The 12,457-nt window shown below is 65.5% G+C and carries 15 protein-coding genes; 6 read left to right on the plus strand and 9 right to left on the minus strand.

The annotated features are described in order from the left end of the window. The first annotated feature begins 1 nt into the window (after nt 1). The 3 genes from AC1ME3_RS06510 to AC1ME3_RS06520 all read left to right on the plus strand — a co-directional run bounded on the left by AC1ME3_RS06510 (nt 2) and on the right by AC1ME3_RS06520 (nt 2,052). Complete coding sequence (locus tag AC1ME3_RS06510; protein WP_056053298.1) at nt 2-181, plus strand: hypothetical protein; 180 nt, start codon at nt 2-4, stop codon at nt 179-181. Further along, nucleotides 182-661 carry a transcriptional regulator NrdR gene (gene nrdR / locus AC1ME3_RS06515; RefSeq protein WP_480955330.1) on the plus strand — a complete coding sequence of 160 codons (480 nt, stop codon included), beginning with the start codon at nt 182-184 and terminating at the stop codon, nt 659-661. A 173-nt stretch (nt 662-834) separates the two neighbouring features. After that, on the plus strand, nt 835-2,052 hold the full coding sequence (locus AC1ME3_RS06520; RefSeq protein WP_480955331.1) for a TrmH family RNA methyltransferase: 1,218 nt from the start codon (nt 835-837) through the stop codon (nt 2,050-2,052). A 118-nt stretch (nt 2,053-2,170) separates the two neighbouring features. Here the strand turns inward: AC1ME3_RS06520 and AC1ME3_RS06525 are convergent, their stop codons facing one another. Beyond that, complete coding sequence (locus AC1ME3_RS06525; RefSeq protein ID WP_480955332.1) at nt 2,171-2,470, minus strand: chorismate mutase; 300 nt, start codon at nt 2,468-2,470, stop codon at nt 2,171-2,173. A 191-nt stretch (nt 2,471-2,661) separates the two neighbouring features. Between AC1ME3_RS06525 and rpsD the strand changes: the two genes are divergently transcribed. The 3 genes from rpsD to AC1ME3_RS06540 all read left to right on the plus strand — a co-directional run bounded on the left by rpsD (nt 2,662) and on the right by AC1ME3_RS06540 (nt 6,068). After that, nucleotides 2,662-3,276, plus strand: coding sequence for a 30S ribosomal protein S4 (gene rpsD, locus AC1ME3_RS06530; protein WP_056053294.1), 615 nt, complete (start codon nt 2,662-2,664; stop codon nt 3,274-3,276). 188 nt (nt 3,277-3,464) lie between these two features. Beyond that, nucleotides 3,465-5,096: a M28 family peptidase gene (locus AC1ME3_RS06535; RefSeq protein WP_480955333.1), complete on the plus strand. Its 1,632-nt coding sequence runs from the start codon at nt 3,465-3,467 to the stop codon at nt 5,094-5,096. Continuing rightward, nucleotides 5,097-6,068, plus strand: a complete 972-nt coding sequence (locus AC1ME3_RS06540) for an agmatine deiminase family protein (RefSeq protein WP_480955334.1) — start codon at nt 5,097-5,099, stop codon at nt 6,066-6,068. A gap of 167 nt (nt 6,069-6,235) precedes the next feature. Here AC1ME3_RS06540 and AC1ME3_RS06545 read toward each other — a convergent pair whose 3' ends face one another. The 8 genes from AC1ME3_RS06545 to AC1ME3_RS06580 form a co-directional block, all read right to left on the minus strand. Then, a complete protein-coding gene (locus AC1ME3_RS06545; protein WP_480955335.1) occupies nt 6,236-7,105 on the minus strand; it encodes a class I SAM-dependent methyltransferase in 870 nt (289 codons plus the stop codon). Further along, entirely contained in the window at nt 7,102-8,502 is a 1,401-nt protein-coding gene (thrC, locus tag AC1ME3_RS06550) for a threonine synthase (protein ID WP_480955336.1), read from the minus strand. The genes AC1ME3_RS06545 and thrC overlap by 4 nt, the downstream gene beginning before the upstream one ends. A gap of 132 nt (nt 8,503-8,634) precedes the next feature. Further along, entirely contained in the window at nt 8,635-9,180 is a 546-nt protein-coding gene (locus tag AC1ME3_RS06555; protein ID WP_480955779.1) for an SURF1 family cytochrome oxidase biogenesis protein, read from the minus strand. 62 nt (nt 9,181-9,242) lie between these two features. Then, on the minus strand, nt 9,243-9,626 hold the full coding sequence (locus AC1ME3_RS06560; RefSeq protein ID WP_480955337.1) for a DUF983 domain-containing protein: 384 nt from the start codon (nt 9,624-9,626) through the stop codon (nt 9,243-9,245). 247 nt (nt 9,627-9,873) lie between these two features. After that, complete coding sequence (locus AC1ME3_RS06565; RefSeq protein ID WP_480955338.1) at nt 9,874-10,800, minus strand: cytochrome c oxidase subunit 3; 927 nt, start codon at nt 10,798-10,800, stop codon at nt 9,874-9,876. 30 nt (nt 10,801-10,830) lie between these two features. Further along, nucleotides 10,831-11,382: a cytochrome c oxidase assembly protein gene (locus AC1ME3_RS06570; protein WP_480955339.1), complete on the minus strand. Its 552-nt coding sequence runs from the start codon at nt 11,380-11,382 to the stop codon at nt 10,831-10,833. Continuing rightward, nucleotides 11,382-11,531: a hypothetical protein gene (locus tag AC1ME3_RS06575; protein WP_167397693.1), complete on the minus strand. Its 150-nt coding sequence runs from the start codon at nt 11,529-11,531 to the stop codon at nt 11,382-11,384. The genes AC1ME3_RS06570 and AC1ME3_RS06575 overlap by 1 nt, the downstream gene beginning before the upstream one ends. After that, nucleotides 11,528-12,427 carry a heme o synthase gene (locus AC1ME3_RS06580; RefSeq protein ID WP_480955340.1) on the minus strand — a complete coding sequence of 300 codons (900 nt, stop codon included), beginning with the start codon at nt 12,425-12,427 and terminating at the stop codon, nt 11,528-11,530. Before AC1ME3_RS06580 ends, AC1ME3_RS06575 begins: the two co-directional genes overlap by 4 nt. Nucleotides 12,428-12,457: the final 30 nt, after the last annotated feature.

Below are 12,457 nucleotides of genomic sequence, written 5' to 3' on the forward strand. Positions count from 1 at the left end.
CATGTCGAAGTTCGACGACGTCCAGAACGACATCAAGGCGACCCCCGGCCTCGGCAAGAGCATGGCCAAGTGGAGCGCACTCGGCGCGGTCGTCGCGATCCCGGTGCCGGTGATCGGCCCGATCTTCGGCGCGCTCGCAGGCGCAGGCTACGCGTACTACAAGGGCAAGAAGAAGGTCTGAATGCGCTGCCCCTTCTGCGGACATGAAGACAGCCAGGTAAAAGACAGCCGCCCCACCGAAGACGGGGCGGCGATCCGACGCCGGCGCCAATGCGAAGGGTGTGCCGCGCGTTTCACGACGTTCGAGCGCATACAGCTGCGCGAGCTGTTCGTGTTGAAGAGCGCCGGTTCAGAAGGTGGGGTGCGGAGAGAGCCGTTCGATCGGGAGAAGCTGCTTCGGTCGTTGTCGATCGCGACGCGGAAGCGGGCGATCGAGGCGGGGCGGATCGAGAAGCTGGTGAGTGGGATCCAGCGGCGGCTGGAGACACTGGGCGAGAACGACGTGACGTCGAAGCGGATCGGCGAGATGGTGATGGACGGGCTCAAGGGGCTCGATTCGGTCGCGTATATCCGGTTTGCTAGTGTTTATCGGGACTTCAGCGAGGCGAAGGACTTCGAGGCTTTTGCCGGGAGTGTTGAGGAGGTCGGGCGGGCGGAGTGATTCGTCCTTCCCTCTCCCGGCCTGCTCTCGTTCAGCCTCGTCCTTGTCCGGGTTTGTGTCCGCGCAACTGGCAGCATCACAAACTTTACCTTATCGACGGTTCCTCATCCCTCTTCCGTTCGTCCTGAGTAGGGACTGAGCGCGGCGAAGGCCCGTATCGAAGGACAGGTTGCATGAGCTTTTACGCCTACATGCTCCGCTGTTCCGACGGCAGCTACTATATCGGCCACACCGACTCGTTGGAACGCCGCATTGCCCAGCACCAGCACGGTGAGCTCCCCGGATACACACACAACCGGCGCCCGGTTACGCTGATGTGGTCGCAGGACTTCCCGAGCAGGATCGAGGCGCTGGCGGCCGAGCGTCAGTTGAAAGGCTGGACGCGGGCGAAGAAGGAAGCGCTGGCGGCGGGGGATTGGGACGCGGTGCGCTTACTCTCGCGCAAATCCTTCGATACGGGTCTTCGGCTTCGCTCAGCCCCTACTCAGGACGAACGAGGTGGGTTGGATGAGCGGGATGGTTTGGCTGAGCAAAGTGGATTGGCCGAGCCGGACGACTTTGGCGAGATTGGTGGATTTGGCGACGTGATTAACGAAAACATGATTGGTACGGACGCGGCTGGGGACAGCGATGTACTCGCGGATGGAGATGGGGCGGTTGGAGCTCCACCCCCCGTCATCGTCCTCGTCCGCCCCCAACTCGGCGAGAACATCGGCAAGGCCGCGCGCGCCATGCTCAATTTCGGCCTTACCGAAATGCGTCTCGTCTCCCCCAGAGACGGCTGGCCCAACCCCTCCGCCGGCCCCGCCGCCAGCGGTGCCGACATCGTGCTCCAGAACGCCAAGGTCTACGACAGCGTAGCCGCCGCCACCGCCGACTGCGCGCAGGTGTTCGCCACCACGGTGCGGAAACGCGGCGTAACCAAGCCCGTCGTTACCCCCGAGCAGGCCGCGACCGAGATCCACGCCGCTCCCGGCCGCTCCGCCATCCTGTTCGGACCCGAGCGCTCCGGCCTCGAAACCGACGACGTCGCGGTCGCGCGGACGATCATCACGGTGCCGATCAACCCGGAGTTCGGCTCGCTCAACCTTGCCCAGGCGGTGATCCTGGTCGCGTATGAATGGTCGAAGGGGCTGACCGCCGATCGCGAGCTGTCGCAGCCGTCGATCAACCCGATCATGCCGCCCGCGCCGCAGGAGGAGTTGGACGGGATGATCGGGCAGCTCGATGCGATGCTGACGGGGGCGGGGTTCTTCCACCTACCCGACAAGATGCAGTCGACGCGGCGGACTCTCCGCACGCTGCTGACCAAACCGGGCTGGTCTAGCCAGGAGATCCGGACCCTCCGCGGGGTGTTGTCGTCGCTGGCGGGGAAGAGGCCGCGGGGCTAATTTTCCGACTGGTTATCAGCCTCCGTTCGCCCCTCTTTCCGTTCGCCCTGAGCGAAGTCGAAGGGTGTGCCCCAAGCGAAGGTGCTTCGACTTCGCTCAGCACGAACGGAAGGTGGGATTAGCGGCGGTCGAACGCAGCTAGCTCATACGCGATTGAGGCTTCGACCAGCTTCTCCCAGAGGTCTGCGATCGCGGCGTCGGGGAGTCCAAGCTTCACCGCCTCGGCCCGCGCATTGTCGATCACCTGTGTCTTCCGCGCTTCGTCGCGGACATGCCCACGCTCGGGCTTGATGCGCGCGGCGGCGTCCATGTAGGCGAAGCGCCTGGCGAGCAGCGCGACCAAATCTCGGTCGAGCGCGTCGACGCCCGCGCGGACCTCGGTCATGGTGGTGCAATCTGGGCCGGGGAGAATGGTCATGCGCCGTCTCTTGCCGAGCCCCATCCGGCCTGTCCAGCTTGACTCTGGACCGCCCCCCGTCTAGGCGCCCGCCTTCGCAATGGCCCTGCACCCCGGTGAAGCGGTGGCCCTGCCCTGTCTGGACATCAGTCTCGTACAGCCAGCAGAGCGATACCGGGACCAACGTTGTTAGCATTTGCCAAGGACTTACTATGTCGAAGCGTCAAAGCGCGAAGTACAAACTCGATCGCCGTATGGGCGAGAACATCTGGGGTCGTCCCAAGTCGCCGGTCAACAAGCGCGAATACGGCCCGGGCCAGCACGGCCAGCGCCGCAAGGGCAAGGTCAGCGATTTCGGTATCCAGCTGCGCGCCAAGCAGAAGCTCAAGGGCTACTATGGCGACGTGACCGAGAAGCAGTTCCGTGCGTGCTACCATGAGGCTGCGCGTCTGAAGGGCGATACCTCGCAGAACCTGATCGGCCTGCTCGAGCAGCGTCTCGACATGATCGTCTACCGCGCCAAGTTCGCGCCGACGATCTTCGCGGCCCGCCAGATCGTTTCGCACGGCCACATCCGCGTCAACGGTGTAAAGTGCAACATCGCCTCGCGTCGCTGCTTCGTCGGCGACGAGATCACGCTGGGTTCGAAGGCGCAGGAAATGGCGCTGGTCATGGAAGCCCAGAGCCTTGCCGAGCGCGAGATTCCCGACTACGTCGCCACCGACGGCGCGGCCAAGGTGACCTTCACGCGCGTCCCGACGCTCGATGAGGTTCCTTACCCGGTGAAGATGGAGCCTAACCTGGTCGTCGAATTCTACTCGCGTTAAGCCGAGTAAAATTCGTCGACCGGCCGGCGGTGCTCAGGCACCGTCCGACGATGTGGCTTTGCCACGGCGCGGTTTGGAACAGAAAAGGGCGGTCCTGCGGGGCCGCCCTTTTTCGTTGCCCCTTGTCGCCTCGTGGACATGCATGCCCAGCTTTGCCAGAACGCGCGCAACCAAATGGGGATATGACCATGCGCGCTGCCATCCTGCCTCTCCTGCTGCTCGGGACCGCCGCGTCCGCGCAGACCGCTCCCGCGATTTCGGTCGAGACATTGAAGACCGTTACGCAGGTACTCTCGTCGGACGCCTACGAGGGCCGCGCGCCGACTACGCCTGCGGAGGCGAAGACGGTCGCCTATATCGTCGAGCGGATGAAGGCGGCGGGGCTGAAGCCCGGCAACAAGGGGGCGTGGACTCAGGACGTGCCGATGGTGGAGATTACCGCCACGAACGTGCAGCCTTACGTGTTCACGGGCGGGAAGGCGCCTGTCAGTCTCGCCTATCGCACCGATATGGTCGCTGGCACCTACCGCGTGGCGCCCAAGTCCGCGGTGGCGAACAGCGACGTGGTGTTCGTTGGCTACGGCATCACCGCGCCCGAAAAGGGCTGGGACGATTATGCCGGCACCGACGTGAAGGGGAAGACCGTGGTCATCCTCATCAACGATGCCGATTGGCAGACGATGTCGCGCGAGGGGCCGTTCGAAGGCCGCGCGATGACGTGGTACGGGCGCTGGCCGTACAAGTTCGAGAATGCCGCCAAGCACGGCGCGGCGGCGGCGATCATCGTCCACGATACCGAGCCGGCGGCGTATCCGTGGGCGGTGGTGCAGTCGTCCTGGACCGGGCCGCAGCTCGAGCTGGACGAGAAGGGCGATCATCTCGACCAGTCGCAGATCGTCGGCTGGATGCAGAAGCCCGCGGCGGAGCGCGTGTTCGCGAGCGCGGGCAAGGATTACGCAACCCTGGCGGCCGCGGCCAAGGTTAAGGGGTTCAAGGCGGTGCCGCTGGGGCTGAAGTTCGGCGGTGGGTTCGACAACACGATCAAGCGGCAGGCGTCGAAGAACGTCATCGGCGTGCTGCCGGGGACGGCGGCTCCCAATGATTACGTGATGTATTCCGCGCATTGGGATCATCTCGGGCGCTGCGACGCGGTCGATGGCGACGACATCTGCAATGGCGCGGCTGACAATGCGAGCGGGGTCGCCGGGCTAGTGGCGCTGGCCGAGGCTCAGGTGAAGGCGGGGCCGGCCAAGCGCTCGATCGCGTTCCTGGCGGTGACGGCGGAAGAGTCCGGGTTGCTCGGGTCGCGCTATTATGCCGAGCATCCGATCTATCCGCTCGCGCACACCGTTGGCGGGGTGAACATGGACGTGCTGAACGTCGACGGGCGGGCGAAGGATTTCGTGCTGACCGGCGCGGGGAAGTCGGAGATCGAGGATCTGGTGAAGCCGTTCGTCGCTGCCGAGGGCCGGGTGATCGGTGTCGAGACGAATCCGGAGCGCGGCGGCTATTACCGCTCCGACCATTTCAGTTTCGCCAAGCTGGGCGTGCCGATGCTCGATGGCGGCAGCGGCGAGGACCTCGTCGTTGGCGGTACGGCGGCGGGGCATGCGGCGCGCGAGGATTATGTCGCGCACCGGTATCACAAACCCGCGGACGAATATGATGCGAAGTGGGACTGGTCGGGTGCGGTCGAGGATTTGACGATCTATTATGGGCTCGGGCGCAAGCTCGCGGACGATACCAGTCTGTGGCCGAACTGGTATAAGACCGCCGAATTCCGCGGCATTCGTGACCGCGATCGCGCAGGAGCCAAGTAAGTGACCACGACCGTCTCGACACCCGCCGAATGGGCGCACCACAAGGCCGTCTGGATCGGCTTTCCGAGCCATGCGGACCTGTGGTTGGAGGATCTGGAGCCCGCGCGTGACGAGGTCGTCGCGTTTGCCAAGGCCGTGCACGCCGGCGGCAAGGGCGAGACGGTGATCCTGGTCGCCGCCGATGTCGGGTCGGCGACCACCGCCAAGCGTCTTGCCCCGTTCGCGGACGTGGTGGTCGAGCCGTTCGGCGATATCTGGCTTCGCGATACCGCCCCGATCATCGTCGGCGACGGCAGCGCGCGGGACTTCCGATTCAACGGCTGGGGCGGGAAGTACGACTTGCCGGGCGACGACACGATCGGGCTGCGGCTGGCGGAAAGCCGGCACACGCGGGTCGAGGCGTGCGACTGGGTCCTCGAGGGCGGTGCGATCGATGGCGATGGCACCGGGACGGTCGTCACGACGGCGCAGTGCCTGCTCAATCGCAATCGCAATCCCTCGCTGACCAAGGCGGATATCGAGGCGCGGCTGGCGTCCGATCTCGGCTATACCCGCGTGGTGTGGCTGGGCGACGGGTTGGTCAACGATCACACTGACGGCCATGTCGACAACCTCGCGCGGTTCGTCGGCGAGGGGCGCGTGGCGATCCCGAACGCGGCCGACAACGATCCGAACTGGCAGGTGTACCAGAACGCGGCGCGGGACGCCGAGGCGGCCGGGCTGGAGGTCGTGACGATCCCGTCACCGGGCCGCGTGCTGCGCGACGAGGAGGTCGTGCCGGCGAGCTACATGAACTTCTATATCGGCAATGCCGCGGTGGTGGTGCCGTTGTACGGAGCGGAGAACGACCAGGCGGCGGTGGTGGCGATCCAGGCGCTGTTCCCGGACCGTGAGGTGGTGGGGCAACGCGCCGATCATATCCTGACCGGGGGCGGGAGCTTCCACTGCATCTCGCAGCAGATCCCCGGCTGACTCCTATTCTTGTTCCCCCGCGAAGGCGGGGGCCTAGGGTCACAAGCGATATCGTTCCTGGCTCCTGGAGCCCCGCCTTCGCGGGGGAGCGGCCTTCGAGGTGCACTGAGCTCTTGAATTAAAAGCACTACCCCGGCGAAGGCCGGGGTGGTACTATGAGAGTGGGCTTAGCGGCTCCAGCGGGCCCAGATCGCGGTGGGGAGGACTAGCCCCCGCGCTTCTTCGCGGACGCCAAGTTCGCCGACTTCGACTTTGCCGGGCAGGTCGGCGAAGACCTGGTTCAGCAACTCGCCGATCGCCAGCGCGGACATCCGCACCGCGTAGACCGTTAGGAACAGGAAGCGGGAGTTCTCGTCGAGGAGTTTCCGACAGTCGGCGATAAGCTTGGGAAGATCCTCCTCGAGCCGCCAGACCTCACCTTCCGGCCCACGCCCATATTTCGGCGGATCGAGCAGGATCCCATCATACCGCCGCCCCCGCCGAACTTCCCGCGCGACGAACTTCGCCGCATCATCCGTCATCCAGCGGATCGGCGCGTCGGCCATGCCCGACAGTTTCGCGTTGGCCTTGGCCGCCTCGACCGACTTCTTCGACGCATCGACGTGCACCATGCGGACGCCCTTGGTCGCCATCGCCAGCGTGCCGACGCCGGTATAGCCGAACAGGTTCATGCATTCGGGCGAATCGAGCCCCGCGACGCGCTCGCGCATCCAGCTCCACACCGGCGCCATATCGGGGAAGAAACCGAGGTGGCGGAACGGCGTCGTCTGCGCGGTGTACGACACCTCGTTCCACTTGAGCGTCCAGCCTTCTCGCGGCACGGGTTCGGAGAATTCCCAGCGGCCGCCCCCGTCCTCGTCCGAGCCGGGGACGAATTCGCCCTGCGCCTGCCAGTCGGTCGAGGCGGGGGCCCACATCGCCTGGGGCTCGGGACGGATGAAGCGGAAGCGGCCATAGCGTTCGAGCTTCTTGCCGTGGCCGGAGTCGATCAGGCCGTAATCCGCCCAGGGCTCGCCGATGAGGGTATGCAGCTTCATGCCGACGGCTTCGCGCGCTCGGTGATGTAGGCGGTGATCGCTTCGAAGGTCGCCGGCAGCGTAGCGTAGCGCTCCTCGCGGTCGAACAGGTCGCCGACGCGGGTGGGGAGCGAGGGGCGAACGCCGGTGGCACGCTCTACCGCGTCGCCGAACTTGGCCGGATGTGCTGTCGCGAGTGTGACGATCGGTACGCCGGCGGGGACTTTGGTGCGCAAGGCTGCGGCCAAGCCGATAGCGGTGTGCGGGTCGATCACCTGGCCGGCGTGCTCGTGCGCCCAGCGCATTGCCAGCGTCATGTCGTCGAGGGCGATGCGTTCGCTCTGGAAAAGGGCCGAGGCGCCCTGCGACTGTGCATTGGTGAGGCGCATCGCACCCGAGGATTCGAAGCCGGCCATCTGTGCAGCGAGCGCTGCGCCGTCGCGGTCGCCGAGGTCGAACAACAGGCGTTCGAAGTTCGAGCTCACCTGGATGTCCATCGACGGCGTTGGGGTCTGCTGGACGCCCCCCTTCGAGTAATCGCCGGTGCTGAGCGCGCGGTGGAGGATGTCGTTGACGTTGGTCGCGACGACCAGCTTGGCGATCGGGAGGCCCATCTTCGCCGCGACATAGCCGGCGAAGACGTCGCCGAAATTACCGGTCGGGACCGCGAACGCGACTTCGCGATCGGGCGCGCCGAGGCGGACGGCGGCGTAGAAGAAGTACACCACCTGCGCCATCAGGCGGGCCCAGTTGATCGAATTGACCGCCGACAGCGCGAACTTGGTCGAGAAGGCGCGGTCGTTGAACATCGCCTTCACCAGCGCCTGCGCATCGTCGAAGCTGCCTTCGATGGCGATGTTGTAGACGTTGGGGCTGAGCACCGTGGTCATCTGGCGGCGCTGGACGTCGGAGATGCGGCCGACCGGGTGAAGCATGAAGATGTCGATGCCCTCGCGCCCCGCGACCGCGTCGATCGCCGCCGAGCCGGTATCGCCGCTGGTCGCGCCGACGATCGTCAGGCGCTTGTCGGTGTCGGCGAGGAAGCGCTCGAAGAAGAGGCCAAGCAACTGGAGCGCGACGTCCTTGAACGCGAGCGTCGGGCCGTGGAAGAGCTCGAGCAGCCACTGGTCGTGGTCGAGTTGCACGAGTGGGACGACTGCGGCGTGCGAGAACCGGCCGTACGCTTGTTCGCAGAGTGCCTTCAGTTCCTCGCGCGTCATCGCGTCGCCGACGAACGGGGCCATTACCGCGACCGCGGTGTCAACATAGGATAGCCCGGCGAGCGCGGCGATCGCGTCGCGGGTCAGCGTCGGCCACGCGTCGGGGAGGTAGAGGCCGCCATCGGAGGCGAGGCCGGCGAGCGTTGCTGCTTCGAAATCGAGGATGGGCGCCGAGCCGCGGGTGCTGATGTAACGCATGGCCAAGCGGTTAGCGAATGGGCGGGGAGGCGACAAGCTGCGCGCGCCTTCCGTTTTCCTGCGAACGCAGGAATCCAGGGTTACGGAGGGATGCGCGCGGTACCCTGGGCTCCTGCGTTCGCAGGAGAACGGCTAGCGCGGGCGGCGGCGGAGCGCGAGGGTGTAGATGATCGCGGCGATGGCGGCGAAGAAGAACCATTGGCCGGCGTAGGCGAGGTGGTTGTTCGGGACCGAGGCGATGTCGGGCTTGCCGTTGGGGTTGAGATCCGCCTGTGGCGTGTCCGCGACCAGCATCAGGCGCTGCGGCGTATGATCGAACAGCGATCCGATCAGCGAACGGCCGTCGGGCGCGTGGCTGATGAAGCCGGAGACTTCGCCCCCGGGCCAAGCCACCTTTGCCATGGGATCACGCGTCGTCCCGAGCTGGACGATCATCCCGGGGCCTTCTGCGCCCGTGCGGCACTCGGCGATCGCGCGGAAGCCGGACTTGCCGGCGCCGGCGAGCTTGATGTCGGTCGGCTGGAGGCAGAGACCGGAGGCGCGGCGGAACAACAGCGTCTCGTCAGGGAAGCGCGGGAAGGCCATCGGCGGCTTGGCGGGGTTGGCAGCGAGCTGCGCGAGGAACGCTTCCTTTTTGGGGAGGCGGTCGAGGAGTTGCCACAAGCCGAGCCCGATCATCGCCAAGATTGCGAGCGTGACGAGGATGGTCGGGACTATTGGGATACGTCGTGCGGGTCGGGTCACGGGTCGATTCGGCCTTCGCGGGCTGCGTTGCGGTATTCGGCGGACATGAGCGCGCCTTTGGCTGCTCGGAGCGAGAGGACGACTCCGCCGGCGGTGAAGGGGATCCAGATCAGCATATGCAGCCAGAGCGGCGGGTGGACTTTGAGTTCGAGCGTGATCGCGAGCGCTACGACTAGCGCGCCGAGGATCAGGGTCAGGAATGCGGCAGGGCCGTCGCCGACGTTGAACTTGCTGAAGTCGAGTCCGCAGTTCGGGCAACGGTCGGCGAAGTTTGACCATTTCGCGAAGAGGGTCGGCTTGCCGCAGCGGGGGCAGAGGCCTTTCAGCGCGACTTGGGCGATCGTGGGGGCTGTGGCGAGGGGGTATGGGTCTTCGGTCATGCCGTCAGTTCCTCCATACCTTGTTTCCCCGCGAAGGCGGGGATCAAGACTGGGCTCCCGCCTTCGCGGGAGAACACGGTTAGCGCGGAAGCTTGAGTGAGCTTTCGGCTATTCGCCGCCACCCCGGCGAAGGCCGGGGCCCAGTTGGGGGACGTTGCTAACGGAGGGCAGTGCTTAGTTACCACCACCTTTCCAACTGGGCCCCGGCCTGCGCCGGGGTGGCGGCTAAAGACGGGACAGTAGTCGCTCAACCGCCGTGGACGGGGGCGCCCCAGCCGCCCCAGACGTAGACGGTGACGAACAGGAACAGCCACACGACGTCGACGAAATGCCAGTACCACGCCGCCGCTTCGAAGCCGAAGTGCTGGCGCGGGGTGAAGTCGCCGCGATAGGCGCGGACCAGGCAGACGATCAGGAAGATCGTGCCGATCAGCACGTGGAAGCCGTGGAAGCCCGTCGCCATGAAGAACGACGCGCCGTAGTTGATCCCCTTGAACGGGAACGGTGCGTGGACGTACTCGTACGCCTGGATCGAGCTGAACAGCGCGCCGAGGATTACCGTCAGCCACAGGCCTTTCAGCACGCCGTCGCGGTTGCCGACGCCGATCAGGCCCCATGCACCGGTCTTCTCGCCGCCGCGCTGGTTATGGATCAGCGCGTGATGCGCCCAGGTCACGGTGGTGCCCGACGTCAGCAGGATCAGCGTGTTGAGCAGCGGCAGTTCGAACGGGTTGATGACCGTCAGGCCCTTGGGCGGCCACTGCGCGACGATCGCCGCGCCGCCTTCGACCGCGCGCGTGACGGTGCCATCGGCGAAGGTCATTGCGGTCGGGAACAGCGAGAAGTCGAAGAACGCCCAGAACCAGCCGACGAAGAACATCACTTCTGAGGCGATGAACAGGATCATGCCGTAGCGGAAATGGAGCTGGACGACCGGCGTATGATCGCCCGCACGTGCCTCGTGCACGACCTGCGTCCACCAGGAATACATTGTGAAGAGCACGCCCGCGAGGCCGATGAAGAACACCCAGCCGCCGCCGTTTGGCTTGTCGATATGGCCGCCGTGCATCCACATGATGCCGCCGACCGCCATGATCAGCGCCGAGAACGAGCCGACCAGCGGCCAGATGCTCGGCGGCAGGATGTGGTAATCATGGTTCTTGGCGCCGGCCATCGGTACTCCCCTATTTTCTTTGGCGTCGTTCTAGCTGGCTGTTTTCGCAGAATCCACCGGGTAAAACGTATAGCTGAGCGTGATCGTCTGGATATCGGCCGCGTCGGGGTCCGTCAGGATCTTCGGATCGACGAAGAAGATCACCGGCATCCGCGCGGTCTCGCCGGGTTTCAGCGTCTGCTGGGTGAAGCAGAAACACTGGATCTTGGTGAAATACTTGCCGGCCTGTGCGGGCTGGACGTTGAAGGTCGCGGTGCCGGTCAGCGGCTTGTTCGACGTGTTGGTCGCGGTAAAGAACGCCATGTCGCGCGCGCCGACGTCGACCGTGTCGGAGCGATTCTCGGGCGTGAACTTCCACGGCAGCTTGGGGCTGACGTTGGTGTCGAAGTCTATCGTGATCTTGTGGTCGACCGCGCCGGGGGCAGCCAGTCCGCGGTTGGTGGTGCCGTTGAGCCCGGTCGCGGCGCAGAACAGGCGGTAGAGCGGCACGCTGGCCCAGGCGAGCCCGGTCATGAAACAGATGAAGAGAACCGCTAGCGCCGCCGTACGGTTGGTGCGCGACATGGCCTTCCAGCCGGCCATCAGTGCGGCATCCCCGCCCGGATCTTGGCGATCGAGATCGCGAAGACGAGGATGACGAACGCGCCGAGCAGGATGGCCATCACGCGCGCGCGACCGCGCTGGCGGCTGCGGATCAGGTCTTCGTCGCGGATGGGATCGGGCATGCTCATGCGAACCACCGATCGACGACCAGCGCGCCGAACATCACGAACAGATACAGGATCGAGTATTTGAACAAGGCCTTCTCCGGTTTCATCGCATCGTCGGCATGCGTGGTGCGCCTCGAGACGCGGATGGCAAGCAATGCGAACCAACCGGTCAGCAGGACCGCGGCGACGCCGTAGATCGGCCCGGTCAGCCCGAGTGGCCACGGCAGGATCGCGACCGCCGCCATCGGAATCGTGTAGAGTCCGATCTGTGTCCGCGTGGTCCGCTCGCCCGACACGACGGGGAGCATAGGCACGCCCGCTGCGGCGTAATCACTCTTCATGAACAGTGCGAGCGCCCAGAAATGCGGCGGCGTCCAGAGGAACACGAACAGGAACAACAACACCGGCAGCAGCGCGATATCGCCGGTCGCCGCGGCCCAGCCGATCAGTGGCGGGAACGCCCCGGCGGCACCACCAATGACGATGTTCTGCGGCGTCCGGCGCTTCAGCCAGACGGTGTAGACCAGCACGTAGAACAGGATCGAGACGGTCAGGATCGCGGCCGCGACGAGGTTAACTGCGACGCCCATGAACAGCACCGAGAAGGCACCGAGTCCGACGCCGAAATGCAGCGCGGCCTGGCGTTCCATCCGGCCATCGGGGAGCGGTCGCTTTTGCGTGCGGCGCATGACCGCGTCGATGTCCGACTCGTACCATTGGTTGAGTGCACCCGCGGCACCCGCGCCGAGCGCGATGCAGAGGATTGCGGTGAAGCCGATCACCGGGTGCACGCCGACCGGCGCGGCGAGCATGCCGCACAGCCCGGTGAAGACAACCAGCGTCATCACGCGCGGCTTGGTCAGCGCAAGGAAATCGCGCCAGTGCGCTGGTGGCAATAGGGGGGTGGCAGGAGTCATTGTTCGGATATGCTATACGCTTCCTCGCAT

Source organism: Sphingomonas sp. BL2 (assembly GCF_056680015.1).

Excerpts from the sequence above, each read along its gene's own strand:
- AC1ME3_RS06510 (WP_056053298.1), top strand. The coding sequence starts at position 2 with ATGTCGAAGTTCGACGACGTCCAGAACGACATCAAGGCGACCCCCGGC.
- AC1ME3_RS06520 (WP_480955331.1), top strand. The coding sequence starts at position 835 with ATGAGCTTTTACGCCTACATGCTCCGCTGTTCCGACGGCAGCTACTAT.
- rpsD (WP_056053294.1), top strand. The coding sequence starts at position 2,662 with ATGTCGAAGCGTCAAAGCGCGAAGTACAAACTCGATCGCCGTATGGGC.
- AC1ME3_RS06535 (WP_480955333.1), top strand. The coding sequence starts at position 3,465 with ATGCGCGCTGCCATCCTGCCTCTCCTGCTGCTCGGGACCGCCGCGTCC.
- AC1ME3_RS06525 (WP_480955332.1), bottom strand. The coding sequence starts at position 2,470 with ATGACCATTCTCCCCGGCCCAGATTGCACCACCATGACCGAGGTCCGC.
- AC1ME3_RS06555 (WP_480955779.1), bottom strand. The coding sequence starts at position 9,180 with ATGATCGGGCTCGGCTTGTGGCAACTCCTCGACCGCCTCCCCAAAAAG.
- nrdR (WP_480955330.1), top strand. The coding sequence starts at position 182 with ATGCGCTGCCCCTTCTGCGGACATGAAGACAGCCAGGTAAAAGACAGC.
- AC1ME3_RS06575 (WP_167397693.1), bottom strand. The coding sequence starts at position 11,531 with ATGAGCATGCCCGATCCCATCCGCGACGAAGACCTGATCCGCAGCCGC.
- AC1ME3_RS06560 (WP_480955337.1), bottom strand. The coding sequence starts at position 9,626 with ATGACCGAAGACCCATACCCCCTCGCCACAGCCCCCACGATCGCCCAA.
- AC1ME3_RS06580 (WP_480955340.1), bottom strand. The coding sequence starts at position 12,427 with ATGACTCCTGCCACCCCCCTATTGCCACCAGCGCACTGGCGCGATTTC.
- AC1ME3_RS06545 (WP_480955335.1), bottom strand. The coding sequence starts at position 7,105 with ATGAAGCTGCATACCCTCATCGGCGAGCCCTGGGCGGATTACGGCCTG.
- AC1ME3_RS06565 (WP_480955338.1), bottom strand. The coding sequence starts at position 10,800 with ATGGCCGGCGCCAAGAACCATGATTACCACATCCTGCCGCCGAGCATC.
- AC1ME3_RS06570 (WP_480955339.1), bottom strand. The coding sequence starts at position 11,382 with ATGGCCGGCTGGAAGGCCATGTCGCGCACCAACCGTACGGCGGCGCTA.
- thrC (WP_480955336.1), bottom strand. The coding sequence starts at position 8,502 with ATGCGTTACATCAGCACCCGCGGCTCGGCGCCCATCCTCGATTTCGAA.